Annotated in this window: 16 protein-coding genes; 7 read left to right on the top strand and 9 right to left on the bottom strand. The window is 62.5% G+C overall.

Going from position 1 to position 18,127, the window contains the following annotated elements:
• Positions 1–5 precede the first annotated feature (5 nt).
• Together GGQ98_RS10045 and GGQ98_RS10040 are read right to left on the bottom strand one after the other, a co-directional pair.
• Positions 6–857 (bottom strand): acyl-CoA thioesterase, encoded by an 852-nt coding sequence (locus tag GGQ98_RS10045; RefSeq protein ID WP_243451812.1) that lies wholly within the window; start codon positions 855–857, stop codon positions 6–8.
• Between the two features lie 55 nt (positions 858–912).
• Positions 913–2,139: an aromatic ring-hydroxylating oxygenase subunit alpha gene (locus GGQ98_RS10040; protein WP_184068885.1), complete on the bottom strand. Its 1,227-nt coding sequence runs from the start codon at positions 2,137–2,139 to the stop codon at positions 913–915.
• Between the two features lie 79 nt (positions 2,140–2,218).
• Here GGQ98_RS10040 and GGQ98_RS10035 point away from each other — a divergent pair, with 79 nt between their 5' ends.
• Positions 2,219–3,016: a sugar phosphate isomerase/epimerase family protein gene (locus GGQ98_RS10035; protein WP_184068882.1), complete on the top strand. Its 798-nt coding sequence runs from the start codon at positions 2,219–2,221 to the stop codon at positions 3,014–3,016.
• On the opposite strand, the gene GGQ98_RS10030 is transcribed toward GGQ98_RS10035, so the two are convergent.
• The gene (locus GGQ98_RS10030; RefSeq protein WP_184068879.1) at positions 3,013–3,810 is read right to left on the bottom strand and encodes an SDR family oxidoreductase; all 798 of its coding nucleotides are present in this window, start codon (positions 3,808–3,810) and stop codon (positions 3,013–3,015) included. The two genes, GGQ98_RS10035 and GGQ98_RS10030, sit on opposite strands and share 4 nt — an antisense overlap.
• Before the next feature lie 204 nt (positions 3,811–4,014).
• On the opposite strand from GGQ98_RS10030, the gene GGQ98_RS10025 reads away from it, so the two are divergent.
• The 3 genes from GGQ98_RS10025 to GGQ98_RS10015 are packed head-to-tail and all read left to right on the top strand — an operon-like array spanning position 4,015 to position 8,118.
• Positions 4,015–5,661: a class I adenylate-forming enzyme family protein gene (locus GGQ98_RS10025; protein ID WP_243451811.1), complete on the top strand. Its 1,647-nt coding sequence runs from the start codon at positions 4,015–4,017 to the stop codon at positions 5,659–5,661.
• A complete protein-coding gene (locus tag GGQ98_RS10020; protein WP_184068876.1) occupies positions 5,658–5,954 on the top strand; it encodes a putative quinol monooxygenase in 297 nt (98 codons plus the stop codon). The genes GGQ98_RS10025 and GGQ98_RS10020 overlap by 4 nt, the downstream gene beginning before the upstream one ends.
• 37 nt (positions 5,955–5,991) lie before the next feature.
• A complete protein-coding gene (locus GGQ98_RS10015) occupies positions 5,992–8,118 on the top strand; it encodes a PQQ-dependent dehydrogenase, methanol/ethanol family (RefSeq protein WP_184068873.1) in 2,127 nt (708 codons plus the stop codon).
• A 16-nt stretch (positions 8,119–8,134) separates the two neighbouring features.
• Here the strand turns inward: GGQ98_RS10015 and GGQ98_RS10010 are convergent, their stop codons facing one another.
• Positions 8,135–9,505 (bottom strand): aromatic ring-hydroxylating oxygenase subunit alpha, encoded by a 1,371-nt coding sequence (locus GGQ98_RS10010; protein WP_184068870.1) that lies wholly within the window; start codon positions 9,503–9,505, stop codon positions 8,135–8,137.
• A gap of 20 nt (positions 9,506–9,525) precedes the next feature.
• A complete protein-coding gene (locus GGQ98_RS10005; protein ID WP_184068867.1) occupies positions 9,526–10,092 on the bottom strand; it encodes a carboxymuconolactone decarboxylase family protein in 567 nt (188 codons plus the stop codon).
• 110 nt (positions 10,093–10,202) lie between these two features.
• Between GGQ98_RS10005 and GGQ98_RS10000 the strand changes: the two genes are divergently transcribed.
• Positions 10,203–10,976 carry an SDR family oxidoreductase gene (locus GGQ98_RS10000; RefSeq protein ID WP_184068864.1) on the top strand — a complete coding sequence of 258 codons (774 nt, stop codon included), beginning with the start codon at positions 10,203–10,205 and terminating at the stop codon, positions 10,974–10,976.
• Here the strand turns inward: GGQ98_RS10000 and GGQ98_RS09995 are convergent.
• Together GGQ98_RS09995 and GGQ98_RS09990 are read right to left on the bottom strand one after the other, a co-directional pair.
• Positions 10,973–11,725 carry an SDR family NAD(P)-dependent oxidoreductase gene (locus tag GGQ98_RS09995; protein ID WP_184068860.1) on the bottom strand — a complete coding sequence of 251 codons (753 nt, stop codon included), beginning with the start codon at positions 11,723–11,725 and terminating at the stop codon, positions 10,973–10,975. The genes GGQ98_RS10000 and GGQ98_RS09995 overlap by 4 nt on opposite strands.
• Positions 11,722–12,018 carry an antibiotic biosynthesis monooxygenase gene (locus GGQ98_RS09990; protein ID WP_184068857.1) on the bottom strand — a complete coding sequence of 99 codons (297 nt, stop codon included), beginning with the start codon at positions 12,016–12,018 and terminating at the stop codon, positions 11,722–11,724. Before GGQ98_RS09990 ends, GGQ98_RS09995 begins: the two co-directional genes overlap by 4 nt.
• A gap of 254 nt (positions 12,019–12,272) precedes the next feature.
• Here GGQ98_RS09990 and GGQ98_RS09985 point away from each other — a divergent pair, with 254 nt between their 5' ends.
• Together GGQ98_RS09985 and GGQ98_RS09980 are read left to right on the top strand one after the other, a co-directional pair.
• Complete coding sequence (locus GGQ98_RS09985; RefSeq protein ID WP_184068854.1) at positions 12,273–14,720, top strand: TonB-dependent receptor; 2,448 nt, start codon at positions 12,273–12,275, stop codon at positions 14,718–14,720.
• Between the two features lie 88 nt (positions 14,721–14,808).
• Complete coding sequence (locus GGQ98_RS09980) at positions 14,809–16,905, top strand: PQQ-dependent dehydrogenase, methanol/ethanol family (RefSeq protein ID WP_243451810.1); 2,097 nt, start codon at positions 14,809–14,811, stop codon at positions 16,903–16,905.
• Here GGQ98_RS09980 and GGQ98_RS09975 read toward each other — a convergent pair.
• Both GGQ98_RS09975 and GGQ98_RS09970 read right to left on the bottom strand, forming a co-directional pair.
• Positions 16,898–17,431 (bottom strand): VOC family protein, encoded by a 534-nt coding sequence (locus tag GGQ98_RS09975; protein WP_184068848.1) that lies wholly within the window; start codon positions 17,429–17,431, stop codon positions 16,898–16,900. The two genes, GGQ98_RS09980 and GGQ98_RS09975, sit on opposite strands and share 8 nt — an antisense overlap.
• A 100-nt stretch (positions 17,432–17,531) precedes the next feature.
• Positions 17,532–18,127 (bottom strand): hypothetical protein (locus GGQ98_RS09970; protein ID WP_207791342.1); only part of this gene is annotated, 596 nt, incomplete at its 5' end.

Here is an 18,127-nt window from a genome sequence, read left to right as displayed (position 1 = left end):
CTCGCTCAGAACCGGCTTCTGGGCGTCTCGTGCACGCGGATCAGCCCTTCCTGGGAGACCGTCGCCACCAGCCGGCCGTCCGACGCATGGAGTGTGCCCCTGCCAAGCGCCCGGCCGCCGCCTGCTGCCGGACTGTCCAGCGTATAGAGCAGCCATTCGTCAACCCGAAAGCGGTCGTGGAACCAGAGCGCATGATCGAGGCTCGACGTTTGCAGATGGTCGTCCGCCCAGCCGATCGCGAGCGGCGCGAGGCCGGCGTGGAGAATGTGGAGATCGGAAACGTAGGTGAGGTAGCGCTGGTGCTCCGCCTCGTCATCTCCCAGCCGGGCTTTCAGTTTCAGCCAGTAGTGGGGCCCCGCCGTCGGCGGGCCGCCGCTGAAGATGCGGAACGGTTCGACCGGACGCCATTCGAACTGGTGCTGCCCCAGCCAGAAAGGACGGTGACGCACGGGCAAACGATCGGCAGCCTCGGCCACATAGTCGTGCAGCGGTCGCAGCCCCTCCGGCGGGGGGACGTCGGGCATCGGAAACTGGTGGCGCGGGCCGTCCTCGCCGACCTGAAAGGATGCCGATGCGGTCAGGATGACAGCGCCGTCCTGCGTTACCGTGACACGCCGGGTGGAGAAGCTGCGCCCATCGTTATCCCGCAGGACGGCGAAATCGAGGTCTTTGTCGATATGGCCGGGGCGACCGAAATAGGCGTGGAAACTGTGCGCGGTTTTCTCCGGCGAAACGGTTTTCTGCATGGCGCCGAGCGCCTGCGCGATAAGCTGACCACCGTAGAGGCGGACGAGTTCGCTCGGGATCGCCGCCGTGCGAAATCGGTCTTTCCCGGCATCCTCGTAAGCGAAGAGCATGCGACGTTCGCGCGCCAGCCCTTCGCTGTCGGCATGCTCGGCGCTATGAATGTGTTCAGCCCTCGCCGCTGTCGACGAAATCGTGGAGCACCTGCTCCACACGCGCTTCGGGCGGCACCTGATTGAGCCCGATGCGACGGTCGAGCTCTTCATGCCAGTGATAGATGCGGCGCTCCTGATAATTGAGCGGCATGCCGCGAAAGCCTTTGCTTTCCAGGGATTCCTGAATCTGCGGCGCGAATTGCAGATCTTCGTAGAGAATGCGCTCCCAGTTCGCGATGCGCGTATCCCACAGCGGATTGTCCTTGGATGCATCGTAATCGGGCGCGATCCAGCTCGACACCACGCGGCACGTCTTGTCTGATGTCGGCCAGAATTGCAGCAGCGGAATGCCGCTGTCCGACGCAGGCATCACGAAGTTCGGATAGACGTGATAGCTGACGTTGTTGTCGGCAGGAACTTCGGTGATCGTGGGAATCTTGGGCATGCCGATGGTGCCCGGATCCTTCCAGTCCGGCCGGCGATTCGGGGTCAGCATGCGGCTGTGTCCGTTGGGCCATAACGTCACGAACATGCCGCGATGATCGAGAAAACGATCGACGGTGTGCTGGTGAATCGATTTGAGATGATAAACTTCGAGGAAGGCGTCGAGCAGAACCTTGACGTTGCACTGAACCTCGTAGCTTCGCGAATCGACGAGACGAAGATTCTCAAGATCGTATTGCGCGAGTTCCTTCGCCATCGGCCCGATGTGCTCGTTCAAAGGCTGGGCGTCGGGATCTTCGTTTATGAAGATCAGACTGCCGAGCAGCTCGCAGCGGACCGCCACCAGCGAACGGCACGAAAAATCGAGATCGACGAAATCGCGCTTGTCGCGCACGGCGGTCAGCTTGCCTTCCAGCGTGTAGCTCCAGCCGTGGTAGCCGCACACGAAGCCGCGCGCATCGCCCGACTCGGTGTTGACCAGCGGCGCGCCTCGGTGCTGGCAGGTGTTGTAGAAGGCGCGGACCGTGCCCTCCAGATCGCGCACCACGATGACCGGGGCGCCGGTGTTACGCGTCAGGAACCAGCTGCCGGGATTGGGGAGCTGGTCGGTGTGCCCGGCGTAAAGCCAGGCGCGTTGCCACATGCGTTCGCGTTCGAGCGCCAGGAATTCCGGATCGACATAGCGCCTGCCGGGGATATCGGGAAGATTGGGGAAATCCTCCGGAGGCGTGCTCCGGCTGCGTTCGTACTGCATCGTTTCATGAACGCGCTCGACAGATTGGCTGTTCAGTTCCATGGTTCGCAACTCCTGATTGACACTGTCTAGCATAGTCTTGCATAAAAACAATCATGTTTGATTTTTTTAGAGGCGAGAGATGACTGCGCACGCTTTGTCGCTGCATCACCTGACCGTCCTGGACACATCGCCGCTGGAACTGGTGGCCCTGGCGGGTGACACCGGCTTTGCTCATGTTACGCTGTTTACGCTGGTGCCCAAGCAGGCGCGGACGCTGTTTCCGTGCGTGATGCCGGGCGATGTCGCCGCGCTGAAGGAGGCTTTGGCCGCTGCCTGTGTCTCGGTTTGCAACCTCGAAGTGTTTTCGCTCGATCAGGACGGAAACCTGCAACGCTTTGAGCAGGGCTTGAAGACGGGGGCTGCGCTCGGCGCTCCGCGCGCGACGGTGCATCTCTACAACTACGACGATATCGGCGCGGCGGCGCGGCGTCTTCGGGAATTCAACGCGATGGCCGCCGACTACGGCATCGTGCCCGGCCTTGAGTTCAACGGCTTTTCCGATGTGAAGGATATCGCCACCGCCTGCGCCATCGTGCGGGAAGCCGGGTGCGGCAGCGTCGTGCTCGATGTGCTCCACCTGATGCGCAACGGTGCGGAGGTCTCGGCCGTCGCCCCGAACGCAGACCTCATCACCTATGTGCAGGTCTCCGACGGGCCGCTCGAAATCCCCGAAGGTGCCGCGTGGCGCGAGGCGATCGGCGAACGACTGCTGCCGGGGAAGGGAGAATTCCCGCTCGGCGACATTCTGGCACCCATCGCACCGCAGGCGATCATGGAGGCGGAGATACCGCAGGGCGCGGCGCGCAAGGCCGGCGTGAGCGGCGCCGAACGCGCGCGGCGTGCCATGGCAGCGCTGCGCGAAACGCTTCCGGCCTAGCTGGCCGCTGCCGCGCGCGCAGCTTTTACGGCGGCACCGATCTCGGCGTTCGTCGGATTGCGGCGCAGCGTGAGGCCGCCGTTGATCTGCAGCACCTGCCCGGTCATGAAGCAATGGTCCGAGGCGACCCAGACCGCCGCATCGGCGATGTCGTCGCTGGTGCCGACACGGCCGAGCGGATATTCCTTCGCAAAGCTGTCGAGGATCGCCTGATTGCGGGATGCCCTCGCGGTCATCGGCGTCGGGGTGAAGCCCGGGGCGATCGAGTTGGCGCGAATGCCTCGGCGGCCGAATTCGTTGGCGACGCAGCGGATGACATGATCGGTGCCCGCCTTGGTGCCCATGTACGCGGCGTGATCTTCCAGCATGATCGAAGCGGTTGCCGAGGAAATCTGGATGATGGAGCCGCCGTCGCGCATCCGCCGCAGCATGGCCTGATAGAACAGGATCGGCCCGGTGAACTGAAGCGCGGCAATGCGTTCCAGCTCTTCCTTGGAGGTTTCGAGGAAGGGTTTCAGCAAACCCCAGCCCGTTGCGTTGAGGGCGATATCGAGATGGCCGAAGCGCTCGACTGCGGCATCGGCAAGCGCCGCCAGATCGCTTTCGCTGGTGATGTCGCAGCGCACGCCGATCCCGCCGATTTCCTCGGCGATTTCGGCCAGTGCGGCTTCGTCCCGTCCGGCAACGACGACCTTGGCGCCTTCACCGGCAAAGCGGCGGGCGATGACCTGTCCCATGTTGTCGCGGCCTGCGGCGCCGATGACCACGGCGACCTTGCCGTCCAGCATTCCCATGGTTGCACTCCCCAAAGCGATCTTATTGCCGATCTTGGCTTATCCCCTTTGACTACCGGAAGAAAGTAAAAAAATCAGGTAAGATTGTTTTTTATATGGAACTGCTTTATGGGTTATGGAAAGCGGCCACAGACCGTCTTGACGGAGACTACTGCCCGCCCCGCCACATGCGCGGAGGGTCGGCGCAATCGCGGGAGGATAGAGATGGTGGCCGACGCCCCGATATATACGATGTGTGCGATGCTCAGGGCGTCAGCCGCGCGCTTTGCCGATGCGCCCGCACTCATCTTCCCGGATCGCAAATTGAGTTATCGCCAGTTGAACGAGTCGGCGCGCAACTGGGCGAAGACGTTCATCGCGATGGGTGTGAAGCCCGGCGACCATGTCGGCATATTGCTGACCACGCGCCCTGAATTCGTTGAGCTGCTTTTCGGCATCGTCATGGCCGGGGGTGTCGCCGTTCCCGTCAACGCGCGTTATCAGGCATCGGAACTGAGTTACCTCGTTCGCGATGCGGATCTGGTTCTGCTGGTGACGACGGGACGTGTCGCCGACGGCCTCAACTTCGCCGAGCGTCTGATGGCGGCGCTGCCGTCGCTGAAGGATGCCGCCGACCCGCAGGCGCTGTCTCTGGAAGACGCTCCGAAACTGCGAAGCGTCATCTGCCTTGACCCTCCGTGCGAAGCCCGGCTTCTGCTTGCGGAAACTGCGCTTGCCAAAGGCGCTTCGATTTCGGATGCGGATGTCGATGCGCGCATCGATGCGGTGAAACCCGGCGATATCGGCATGATCCTCTACACGTCGGGCACGACGGCGAACCCCAAGGGGGCGATGATCGCGCACCGCGCGCAGGTGGCGAACAGCCGCAATCTCGGCGTTCGGTACGAGGCTGCGGAGAACGACAGGGTCTGGTCGCCGCTTCCGATTTTTCATATCGCCGGCATTCTTCCCATGGTGATGATCCTCGATCTCGGCGGCGCGTACATGACGGTTCCGCATTTCGATGCGGGCACTGCGCTCGAGATGCTGGGGCGCGAGCAGGCCACCATCGCCTACCCGAGTTTCGTGACCATCATGCAGGATCTGATTTCGCATCCCACGTTCAAGGATACCGATCTCTCTTCGCTGCGCGTGATGAATTCCAACTTCGCCGTGCAGCCGAAGTGGATCAAGGAGGCCGTCACCGCCGCGATGCCGCACACGATTCAGGTCGGCACCTACGGGCTCACCGAGGCGGCAGGGACCGTCACGACGAGCCGCCTTTCCGATACGTACGAACAGCGCACCGGGCGATGCGGCGTGCCGCTCGACGAGTGGGAAGTGCGGATCGTCGACATGGAAAGCGGCGCCGATTGCGGTCTCGACGAGCAGGGCGAAATCGTTCTGCGCGGTCCGAACATGCTGAGGGGCTATTACAACGCACCCGACAAGACCGCCGAGGCGATCAGGGACGGCTGGTTCCACACGGGCGATATCGGCGCCTTCAATGCGGACGGGCAGATCATGTTCCATGGGCGCACGAAGGATATGCTGAAGGTAGGCGGAGAGAATGTCGCGGCGGCCGAGATCGAAGCGATGCTCCAGAGCCATCCCGCCGTGAAGCTGGCGCAGGTCGTTGGAATTCCCCACGATCGATATGTCGAGGTGCCCGCCGCGTTCGTGGAATTCTCAGAGGGCATGACCGCGTCCGAAGCGGAACTCATCCAGCACTGCCGGGGTCAGCTCGCCAGCTTCAAGCTGCCGAGGCATGTGCGCCCGGTTTCCGCCTGGCCGATGTCGACCTCGAAGATTCAGAAATTCAAGCTGCGGCAGCAACTGATCGCGGAACTCGGTGAAGGGGAAGCGGCATGAGCGGCAAGAGTTTCATCGCGCAGCTGCGCACAAAACCGGAAAAGCGCGACGAACTGATTCGACTTCAGGTGGAAATGAAGCAGCTCGTCCATGCGCAGGAACCGGATGCACTGGTTTACGAGCTGTTTCAGTCCGACGAGGATCCCGATCTTTTCGTCTGCGTGGCCACCTTCCGCGATGATGCCGCGTTCGATCATCATATGCAGATCGATTTCCATGACCGTCTCGTTCCGCCGATCTTCGATTGTCTGGCGGAAGACATGACGATCCAGTTCTACCGGTCGCTGAACTGACAAGCGACATTCCGAATTCAATCCGGGGAGGGAGTCGATGCGCGTTTTCAGATCGGGCGCCGATGCCGGCGCCGTGCGTTCGATAGGACGTTCCATCGCCATATTGTGCGGGCTGGCGCTGCTGTCCTCCTGCACGGATTCTGCGGACCCGGAGGTTTCGAGTGTTTCGGGCGGTGAATTGCTTGATACGTCTTCGGGACGCGACTGGCCTGCGTTTGGGCGCACGTACGGGGAGCAGCATTACAGCCCGCTGGATGAGGTGAACCGGGAGACGGTGGGAAGGCTGGGCCTGGCATGGTCGGTCGATCTGCCGATCGGCAATTCGGTATCCGGCCCGGTGGCGGTGGACGGGGTTCTCTACACTGCTACCGGCTACAGCGTGGTGCGGGCGTTCGATGCGGCGACGGGCAAGCAGCTTTGGGAATATGATCCCGAAGCGCCGCAGGCGGCGGGTCGCAAGCTGCGTCAGGGCTGGGGCAGCCGGGGCATCGCCTGGTGGAACGGCAAGGTTTACACGGGCACGCAGGACGGTCGATTGATCGCAATTGACGCCAAGACGGGCAAGCCGGTCTGGTCGCAGATGACGGTCGAGAAGGACGACGTGCGTTTCATTTCGGGCGCGCCGCGTGTGTTCGACGGCAAGGTCATCATCGGCCACGGCGGCGCCGACGTCGGTTCGATCCGTGGTTACGTGACGGCGTATGACGCGGAGACAGGCAAACAGCTCTGGCGGTTCTGGACGGTTCCGGGCCAGCCCGGCGTTGACGACGACGAGACGACACGCATCGCGTCTGAGACATGGGCGGGTGAGTGGTGGAAATACGGCGGCGGCGGCACGGTGTGGAACGCCATCACCTACGATGCCGAGCTTGATACGATCTACCTCGGCACCGGCAACGGCGCGCCGTGGAACCATCGCATTCGCAGCGAAGGCAAGGGCGACAATCTGTTTCTCTGCGCCATCGTCGCGCTGGATGCCAAGACCGGCAAATACAAGTGGCATTACCAGACCACGCCTGCCGAAGCGTGGGATTACAACGCCTCGATGGACATGCAGGTGGCGACGCTGGAGATCGACGGCACGCCGCGCAAGGTGCTGACGCAGGCGCCGAAGAACGGGTTTTTCTATGTGATCGATCGCACCAACGGCAAGCTGATCTCCGCCGAGCCTTATGCGAAGGTGACATGGGCGACGAAGGTTGACCTTGCCACGGGAAGGCCGGTTGAGGTGCCGGGTGCGCGCTTCGAGAACGGCGCGCAGGTCGAACTTTGGCCGGGACCGAACGGTGCGCACAACTGGATGCCGATGTCGTTCGATCCGCGCACGGGGATAACCTATATTCCGGTCCTGCACATGCCGGGCACCTTCGATGATCGCGGCATTTCGATGAAGAACTGGCAGCGCACGCCGGGCAACGCCAACGATACCGGCGTTAATTTCGGTCTTGATTCCAGTGACCCCGAAGCGGGAACCGGCGCGCTCGTCGCGTGGGATACGAAGAACCAGAAGGCGCTGTGGCAGGTGAAGACCGACAGCTTCTGGAACGGCGGCACGATGGCAACGGCAGGCAATCTCGTGTTTCAGGGGCATGCCGACGGGACATTCAATGCGTTCGATTCCGCCAGCGGAAAACGCCTGTGGAGCTTCGAGGCGGGAACCGGCGTTCTCGCGCCGCCGATCACCTATCAAGTGGATGGCCGCCAATATGTCACGGTGCTTTCGGGCTTCGGCACGAGCGGCGCGCTGTTCGGCGAAAAGGTCGCGCGTCTCGGCTGGCAGTATCGCACGCAGCCGCGTCGTATCCTGACGTTCGCGCTCAACGGGAAAGCCGTGCGATTGCCCGCCGCCGTGCCGGATTATCCGGAACCTATAGAGGATGCGACCTACAAGCCTGATGCGGCGCTCGCCGATGCAGGCGTCGAGATCTACGGCCGCCGCTGCCTCGTCTGTCACGGCGTGGACGTGAAAGCCGCAGGTCTTGCGCCGGACCTTCGCGCATCGGCGATACCGCAGGATGCCGAGACGTTCGACCAAGTCGTGCGCGGCGGTATGCTCGTTCCGGCGGGGATGCCGCGTTACGAGGAGATGACGGACAACGAACTTGCCGCTTTACGCCAGTTCATCCGCTCGCAGGGTGCGTTGTTTCGGAAAACCCACCGGTAGCAACGCGGCTGCCTCGTCAGTCGATGGCGAGCCTGCGGTCGAGTTCGGCGTGGAAGTGCCGGATGCGCTGTTCCTGCTCGGACAGCACCGCGCCCCGATAGCCGCTGCTTTCGATGCCTTCCTGCACCAGCGGAAACAGCGAGCTGTCCTGATCGAACACCAGCCCCAGGCCGCCTTCGCGCGGATCGATCTCCTCGACGAGCGGCGGCGTCCTGCCGCTGATGTCCCATCCCTCCGGCAGGCCCATGTAGGCGGGCGGCTGGATTTCAGGATCGTCCTGCGGGTGAACCATGACGATCACGTCAAAAATGAATTTGCGCGGATCGGTTTTGTGCGGCCGGAAATACAGGAAGCTGACGCCTTCGGGATGAATCCCCATCTGAAGGTTCGGGAACAGGAAATAATTCCAGTCGTCGGTGAGCTGATTGTCGATAAACTGCGAATAATCGAGGCCCAGTTTGTCCGCGCGGGCGCGCTTGGCTTTCTGAATCGCCGGGCGGATGTCTTCCATGCGGCCCGTGAAGTCGTCCGGGTCTAGGCCGACTTCGCGCATCAGCGCCTTCAGCCCCTCGTTGAAGCCGCCGTCCTCGGCGCCGATTCGCGGGCTTTCGTAGGCGAACTTCGTCACCATGCGGCTCATGCCGCTCGGATAGAGGTCGATCTGCGTGTGGTAATCGTTGAAGATCGGCAAAATCTCGGGATGGATGGCGTGAACGTGATAGGCCTCGTTGAAGCCGTCCACGCCCACTTTCCAGTTGGCGTCCCATACCGAGCGCGCGCGGCGGACGATACGCATGTCCTTCAGGCGATAGGGGCGGGCGTGGTCCGGAAGCGGCCCGAGCTGGTCGAGCAGCGGACCGGCGTTCTCATCGAGATTGATGAAGATGAATCCGTCCCATGTCTCGCAGCGGACGGCGCTGAGATCGAGCTTCGAGCACAGCACTTCGGGCCGGAACGTCTCGGGATCGGTCACGGCCTTCAGGCTGCCGTCGAGATTGAAGCGCCAGTTGTGGAAACTGCAGGTGAAGCCGCTCGCAAGACTGCCTTCGCTATCGTAGACGACGCGGTTGCCGCGATGCGGGCAGACATTGAAGAAGGCGCGAATGGCCCCGTCTTCACCGCGAACGATGACGATGCTTTCGCGGCGCAATTCGAAAACCACGAAATCGCCGGGTTCGGGAATATCTTCCTCGCGCGCCGCCCAGACCCACACTTTCGACCACAGGTGGCGCCATTCCTTTTCCATCCATTCGGCGGAATAATAGCGGTCCTTGGAAATGATGGCGGTGCCGTTGTCCACGAACGGCGCCTTGACTTCATGGCTGTCTTCGGGAGCATCCGGGTTGACGGGCCAGGTGCGGCGAAAATCGTAGCTGTCTTCAGTCATTGCGGTCTTCCGTGTATGGGTCAGTTGGCGTTTGCGAATGTCGGCATGCACACGCCGTCGAGATCGAGGATGTGCGTCAACCGGCCGAGCGCGACCCAGCTGCCGATGCTGAACGTCGCATCGACGATTTCGGCATCGCTGAAGGCCGCATGCATCCGCGCCCAGAAATCCTCGTCGCCGTCCATGGATTGCGGGGCGTTGCCGAAACGGTCGGCATATTCGACGATCAGTTTTTCGCGTTCGGACAGGCGCCCATCGGGATCGCCATTGTAGATCGCTTCGTAGAAATCCTCGCCGGGGGCGGGCTGCGTGCTGCGCGCGGTGACCGCGATCGACGGATCGCCGCCGGACCGCTCCAGATGGCCCGGCAGGTCGCGCGCGGCGCGCATGCCCTTGCAGAGCTTGCAGCCGTTGATGTCGGCGGTGCGGATGCGCGCGGCCTCCATCTCGCGGAGGCTAAGCAGCGAGCGTTCGTACACCGCGCGCGAATAGCCCGCTGCCGCCGCGCCGATTTCGGGCGCATATTTCGTCCAGACATAGGCGGAAGGGTCGTGTTCGAATTCAGCGGGGACAAAGACGCGGGGCATCCTGTTTTTCCTTTGATGTATCGACAGCCGGAGTCTGTTAAATACAATCATGCCTGTTTTTTTATGTGGCAACAAGTGATTCAGGCGGTAAGCATGGGCGGGAAATTCGGATGGATTTGAATCTGAAGGCGAAAAGAGTTCTGATTTCCGGTGGAACACGCGGGATCGGCCGATCCTGTGCCGCAGCGTTTCTGGCGGAAGGCGCGCACGTCGCGATCATCGGGCGAAGCGAGGCTTCGGTTGCAGCGGCACTTGGCGATTTGCCCGGCGTGATCGGCGTCGCTGCCGATCTGCGTCAGGAGACCGAAGCGGCCGCCGCGCTTGCGTCCGTCGAGCGGCAATTCGGGCCGATCGACATCCTCGTCAATTCCGCCGGCGCGGCACAGCGTTCGCTGCCGGAAGATCTGTCGCCGGCGCGGTGGCGTGATGCCATGGACGCGAAATATTTCACCTACATCCATCTCATCGATCCCGTAATCAAGGCGATGGTGGCACGGCGCGCAGGCGTAATCGTGAATATCATCGGCACGGGCGGTAAGAGGCCCGTCGCCAGCCACCTGCCCGGCGGCGCGGCGAATGCGGCGTTGATGCTTGCAACGGCAGGTCTCGGCGCTGCCTATGCGGCCTCCGGCGTTCGGGTCGTCGGCGTGAGCCCCGGCATTACGAATACGGATCGTGTGCGCGAGGCGGCCGCCGTCGTGGCGCGGGGCAGGGGATCGTCGGTCGAGGCCGTCATGGCGGAGCTGGCGGCGGAGAGCCCGACCGGGCGCTTTTCCGAACCGGGAGAGATTGCGGCGGCGGTGGTGTTCCTCGCCTCGGACCGCGCACCGACGTTGACGGGAACGATCGTCACCATGGACGGGGCCGCGTCGGCCGCGATTTAGGCATCGCTGCGCGCGATTCGGAAACCGGCCATGGACTGGCTGACGGGCATGATCTCCAGCCTGTTGATATTGACGTGGCGCGGCTGCCCCGCGACCCACAGCAGGGCGCCCGCGATATCGTCCGGCGCCAGCGGGCAGGCGTTTCGGTACATCGCGTCGGAGAGGTTCCGATCATCGAGGTTCCGCACCAGCATGAACTCGGTTTCCACAAGGCCGGGTTCGATCGATGTCACCCGCACGCCCTTGCCGTGAAGATCGGCGCGCAGGCACTGGGAGAACTGCGTGACGAAGGCTTTCGTGCCGCCGTAAACCTTGCCGCCGGGAAAGGGATAGCTGGCAGCGACGGACGAGATATTGATGATCCCGCCGCGACGTTCGGAAAGCACCGGCAGGAGGTGCTGGGTCAAGGTGATCAGGCCGACGATGTTCGTGTCGATCATCGTTTTCCACTGATCGAGTTCCGCCTCGGGCGTGGCAGCGCCCGCGAGCGCGAGGCCGGCATTGTTGATCAGCAGATCGATATCGCGAAACGGCTGAGGAAGACTCTCGACAGCCTGGGAAATCGCGCCGGAGTCTCGAACGTCCATCGTCACGGTATGGACGGTGTCCGCACCGAACGGCGATGCGAGCGCTTCCAGGCGTTCGGTGCGGCGTCCGGCGGCGATCACTTTCCAGCCCGCGTCCGCGAAGGCGTTCACCGCAGCACTTCCGATCCCCGACGTCGCGCCGGTGATGAAGACGGTGTTCATCCCGCGCGGTCGAGATCGTAAAGCATCTCGCGGGAATAGCTGCCGTCCATGCAGTCCAGCATCTTGGCGATGACGGGCTTGCCGTGCTCGGTTTCCATATGCGCCTTGTCGGCGGCCTCATCGACGAACGATTCGTAAACCGCGAACATGCCGGGCTCCTCGAGCCGGAAGAATTTGAAGGCCAATGTGCCCGGTTCGCGGTCGATCAGCCCTTCCATTTGCCGGGCGAGAGCGATGAATTCTGCTTCATGGCTCGATTTGATCCTGAAGCGCGACAAAAAGCTGAACGCCACGGTCTCTTCCTTCCGTGTTTCCCGCCGGATGCGGCGGATGACCTGCAAGCAACCCCAAGCCCTGAAAGGAACGTCATCCCGGCTTGGCGGAGGCATGTGTTGCAACTGGGATACTATTGATCCTAAAGCGGCGCCCTGTCAAAAGAAACATTCATGATTGATTGTTATTTTCCAGTGTGCTCTTAAAAGGAACATGTCAGCCAGCAGAAAACGGTCGAAACCGTATTGGCGTGAACATTTTTGGGGAGAGGGACATGAAAGACCGTAATCGTCATGCACTGCCGGCGCTTTGGGTTCTGGCTGCGGCACTGGCGTCGTCGCCTGCCGCCGCTCAGACCGACGAGGCTTCGCAAGCTGCGCCCGAGGCGTCCTCCGACGGCGGGCTTGGAGAGATCGTCGTTACAGCCACGCGCCGCGCGACCAACCTTCAGGACACGCCCGTCGCGGTATCGGCGCTCGACGCGAACCTGATCGAGCGGTCCGCGCCCCGCGATCTCGGTGAGCTTGCCGCCTTCGTTCCGAACTTCTCCGCAGCCACGGTCACCAACTTCAACGCGGCATCGTTTGCGATCCGCGGCGTCGGCCAGAACAGCATCATCGTTTATTTCGAGCCGCCGGTGGCGGTGCTCGTGGACGATTTCGTGGTCTCTTCCGTGCAGACGCAGTTGCTCGACACGTTCGATATCGAGCAGGTCGAGGTTCTGCGCGGCCCGCAGGGTACGCTGTTCGGCAAGAACACGACCGGCGGCGCTGTAACCGTACGGACGAAGCGGCCCGATCTCGACTCGGTTGGCGTCGAGGGGCGCGTGATGTACGGCAGCTATGGCACGACCCGCATTCAGGCGGCGGCGAATGTTCCCATCATTCCCGGACAACTCGCGTTCCGGGGCGTGGTCGGATACGAATACAGCGACGGCTATTACAAGAACGGCGCCTGCTACGGTCCGGTCGTGGCTTTCGTTCCGTCCAAATTCGCGGGTGCCGAAGGCTGCGGCGATAACGAGAACGTCGGCGGCAAGGATGTCTGGAACGCGCGCGCCAAGCTGCTCTGGGAGCCGTCGCCGGCGTTCAGCGCCCTGCTGCAGTACGAATGGATTCGTGACACCTCGGAAAGCGTGCCGGGCGTCAACGAATCGCTTCCGGGTCAGCTGTTCGATGTTCTGGGTGTCGGCGCTGCGACGCCGCCGGGCGGTGATCCTCTGGATTATGCCGGGATCAGCAATCGCAACGATGCGTTGCTGTTCATGGAAAAGGGCCACCGCATCAGCGTCGACGGTGCCTACCTCAATATGGATCTGGATGTCGGGCTCGGCACGTTCACATCGGTGAGCGGCTATCGCAAGCAGGAATCCCGCCTTCCCAGCACCTATCCGAACCAGGCGCCGATTGCTGACGACGGCGAAATTCTCTCGCTGTTCGACGCAAGCCGCGACGACGACCGCACCACCTGGCAACAGGAATTGCGCTTCGCATCAAATTTGTCGGGGCCGTTCGATTTTGTCGCCGGCGGCTTCTATCAGAAAGAGAAGATCGATTTCTGCGTGAACCAGATTCTGGGTTTCCAGGATCTCGTGTCGCCGCCGACGCCTTACGGCACGTGGAACCAGACGCCGTACATCCTGTGCAATGCCCAGAAATCGCGTTCGGTCGCAGCGTTTGCGGAAGGCACATATAATTTCACCGATCAGCTGACGCTGACCGTGGGCGCCCGGTACACGTGGGAGCACAAGCGTTGGTACGGCCGTCAGCAGGTCTTTATTCCGCAACTGACGGGCGGCGCGGGCGGTATCAACGAAACGCTCGATGCCAGTGTCTTCAACTATTCGCAGGGCGTTCTGCAGATTGTCGACAAGGCGAACGAGCCGACATACCGCGCCAGCCTCGGTTGGCAGGCGACCGACGATGTCTTCCTGTACGGCACCTATTCGCGGGGCTTCAAGGCCGGGGCGTTCAACGATCAGATCGGCGGCTTCGCGCCGTTCGGAGCTGACGAGGCGGCGTTCCGCGAGGCCGCTTCGGCGACGCGCCCCGAGAAGGCGGACAGCTACGAGATCGGCATCAAGTCGGAACTGCTCGATCGACGCCTGCGCTTCAACCTGACCGGCTTCTGGGTGGATTACAGCGATCTGCAAAAGCAGATCGTCGTGCCGATCGAAGTCAACGGCCTGCCGTTCCAACTCACGCGCTTCTTCAACGCCGCCAGTGCGACGGTGAAGGGTATAGAGGCAGAGGCGACTGCGGTTCCTGTGGACGGCCTCACGCTGCGCGCGGTGCTCGGCTATCAGGATGGCAAGTACAACGATTATGTCACGCCGATTCCGGCGGGATATGATCTGACGACAGCGCCGCTCGACCGCTTGCCCAAATGGCAATGGACGCTGGATGGAACCTATGAGATCCCGATGGGCGGTCTCAAGATGCTGCTGAACGGCAATGTCGCCTACACGGCCCGGAACCTCTCGACGCAGTCGATTGCTGCGAGCAGCGAAAATACATATCTGAACGCGCGCACTCTGGTGAACGCTTCGATCACGCTGTCCGATGTCGACGACGAGTATTATGTGCGGGTCATCGGACGCAACCTGACCGACAAGCGTTATGCAATCGGATCACAGGTCGTCGGCGGTCTCTGGGCCAATTCTCAATATGGCCCGCCGCGCTTCGTCGGCGTTGAGGCCGGTGTCAGGTTCGGCAGCCGCTAGCATCTGAACGCATGTGTAGGCCGGAGCGATCGTCGTTCCGGCCTGCCCATGATCTGATACCAGGGAGGTCCGCCCGATGAGATCCGGAATGAAACCCTTTGTTTCTTCCTCGCTGATTGCGGCGGCCTTTTTCGCATTATCCTCTTGCGGCGGGCCGACGGACCCGGAGGTTGCGCGCGTTCCAGCCGGCGAATTGCTGGACACGTCTTCTGGGCGCGACTGGCCTGCATTCGGGCGCACGTACGGGGAGCAGCATTACAGTCCGCTGGATGAGGTAAATCGGGAGACGGTGGAGCGTCTCGGCCTGGCGTGGTCGGTCGATCTACCGCTCGGGAATTCGGTAACGGGGCCGATCGCGGTTGACGGTGTGCTCTATACCGCGACGGGCTACAGCGTGGTGCGGGCGTTCGATGCGGCGACCGGAGAGCAGCTTTGGGAATATGATCCCGAAGCGCCGCAGGCGTCTGGCCGCAAGCTGCGTCAGGGTTGGGGCAGCCGGGGCATCGCGTGGTGGAACGGCAAGGTCTACACCGGCACGCAGGACGGGCGCCTGATCGCAATTGACGCCAAGACGGGCAAGCCCGTGTGGTCGCAGATGACGGTTGAGAAGGACGACGTGCGTTTTATTTCGGGCGCGCCTCGGGTGTTCGACGGCAAGGTCATCATCGGCCACGGCGGCGCGGACGTGGGTTCGATCCGCGGTTACGTGACGGCGTATGACGCGGAGACAGGCAAGCAACTCTGGCGGTTCTGGACGGTTCCGGGCCAGCCCGGCGTTGACGACGACGAGACGACGCGGATCGCGTCTGAGACATGGGCGGGCGAATGGTGGAAGCACGGCGGCGGCGGGACGGTGTGGAACGCTATCACCTACGATGCCGAGCTTGATACCATCTACCTCGGCACCGGCAACGGCGCGCCGTGGAATCACAAGATCCGCAGTGCCGGTGAAGGCGACAATCTGTTCCTCTGCGCCATCGTCGCGCTCGACGCGAAGACCGGCAAATACAAGTGGCATTACCAGATCAACCCGGCGGAAAGCTGGGATTACAACGCCTCGATGGACATGCAGGTGGCGACGCTGGAGATCGACGGAAAGCCGCGCAAGGTGCTGATGCAGGCGCCGAAGAACGGCTTTTTCTATGTGATCGATCGCACCAACGGTAAGCTGATCTCCGCCGAGCCATTCGTGAAGGTCTCGTGGGCGTCGAAGATCGACCTCAAGACCGGCCGCCCTGTCGAAATGCCGGGCATCCGCTACGAGAACGGTCCGGCGACGCTGACGCCGACGCCGATCGGCGCGCACAGCTGGACGCCGATGGCGTACAGTCCGCAAACGCGCCTCGTCTACATTCCGGCGATCGAACTGGAAGCGACCTTCGACGACAGCGGAATTACGCCCGAGAACTGGAAACGCGCCCCGGGCGGCGCGCTCGATTATGCGGTGCGGCCGGAAATCAGGCTGTTCGAAGGCCAGGAGACGCACAGCGCGCTCGTCGCGGTGGATCCCGTGACGCAGAAGCAGGCGTGGCGGATACCGACGCCCAGTCATTTCAACGGCGGCGTCGCGGCGACCGGGGGCGGGCTCGTCTTCCACGGGCAGGTCGATTCCAGATTCAACGCCTATGATGCGAAAACCGGCAAGCTGCTCTGGTCATACGACGCCAAGGCGCCCGTGATCGCGCCGCCGATCACCTATATGGCAAAGGGTCGCCAGTACGTCACGGTACTGACCGGCATGGGCACGAGCGGCGGGTTTCTCGGGCCGCTGCTTGCGAAATACGGCATCGATTACCGGTCCCAGGCACGCCGCGTGCTGACCTTCGCGCTCGACGGCAAGGCTGTCCTGCCGGACGCTGAGCCTTACAAGCCGGTCGCGTTTGATGATCCCGACTATCGCCCCGATACGGCGGCGGCGTCTGCGGGCGCGGATATCTACAATCAGCGCTGTGTCGTCTGCCATGGCGGCGAAGTGGTCGCCGCCGGTGTCGCGCCTGATCTGCGCACGTCGCCCACTGTGGCGGACCGCGACACGTTCGATGCCATTGTTCGCGACGGCGTACTTGTTCCGGCCGGCATGCCCGGCTTCGAGGAAATGACCGAGACCGAGCGCGAGGCGCTGAGGTATTACCTGCGCGCGCGCGCCGCCGACCTTCGTAAGGAAACGAAGGCCGCCGTCAGGTAAGCGTGCGCACCGGGTCTTTTCCGTCCCAGTTCGCGCCAGCGGATTTGATCGTGGCGAACAAATCCTTCATCTCCTGCGACATGTCGATCAGCTCCAGCATCGTTCCTGGATGCAGGATGTCGGTGGCGAGATAGGAAAAGCGCGAGATGGGCAGTTCGCCTTCGATCGCCACCCGAATTCCGGCAGCACGCGCCGCCGCCATCTGCGCATCGTAATCGGTTGCGACCGTGCCGACATGGTGCACGCCGCGTCGTCCCGCATCCAGAAACTCGCGATAGGGGGACGGGGCGCTTCCAGGCCGGATGAGTTCGATCATCACATCGCCGCTGTAGGCGAGCGCGGCGTGGCTGAGGATATCGTAATCTTCGGTAAGCTGCTCGTCCCGGCGCAGCCAGTTGAAGGGGAGAGGCGTCGGAAACATGAAGAATGGCCCGACGCCAAGCGTCCTGGTCCAGTGCTCCAGCGCCGGCTCGATCTCTTCCACGACATAGGCAAGCTGGAAGATCGGCCCGAACAATCGGCTCATCACAGTCTCCGTCTCAACAGGGTTGCGGACTTTGGACTCAGGAAGCGGATATATACAACATAAAACAAACTTGATTGTATTTTATGTTTCCATCACGCGATTAATGTCGCGCTATCATCTGTCCGCAGAGCAGGGCGTGCCGACGCGCGATGTCCGTCCGCGTGGGGCCGGCGGTGATTTCAAGAAGCGCCGAAAGGAAGTTGATGCGCAGTTCGTCGGCAAGGTCGGGCAGTGGAATCCGGCCGGAAGCCCAATAGCGATAGGTGGAAAGCTCGCTGTTCACATACCGATCCACCGCGCGGTCGCGGTCCAGCGTCGGCAGCAGCGATCGCGGCGGCGCCTGCGCAAGCCAGCGCTCGATCCGTTCGGCAGGCAGGCTGCGGATCGACGCGAGGGCCGACGCTATGGGGTTCACCGAGAAGAACAGCGCGACCAGCATCCGATTATAGGCGCTGTTACGCGCGATCTCGATGGCGACCGTGTCGTATTCGGCGAGGATCGAATCGATGTCTCCGCAGAGCGGGCCGGCGCCCCATTCCTCGCGCAGCGCTTCGATATGCTCGGCGATGGCGTGGGCGAGGATGCCGTCGCGATCTCCAAATGCCGCCGTATTTGGGCAGGACTTCGCCGACACTTTGACCTGTTCCTGGCCTGCCGCCGACGCGCTCGCGGCTTGCGACGGGGGCGTCGCAGTCG

The organism is Sphingosinicella soli (genome assembly GCF_014199685.1).
Classification (GTDB): domain Bacteria; phylum Pseudomonadota; class Alphaproteobacteria; order Sphingomonadales; family Sphingomonadaceae; genus Sphingosinicella; species Sphingosinicella soli.
The sequence above is the reverse complement of the archived record's forward strand: the minus strand, read 5'-3'. Positions and strand labels throughout refer to the sequence as shown.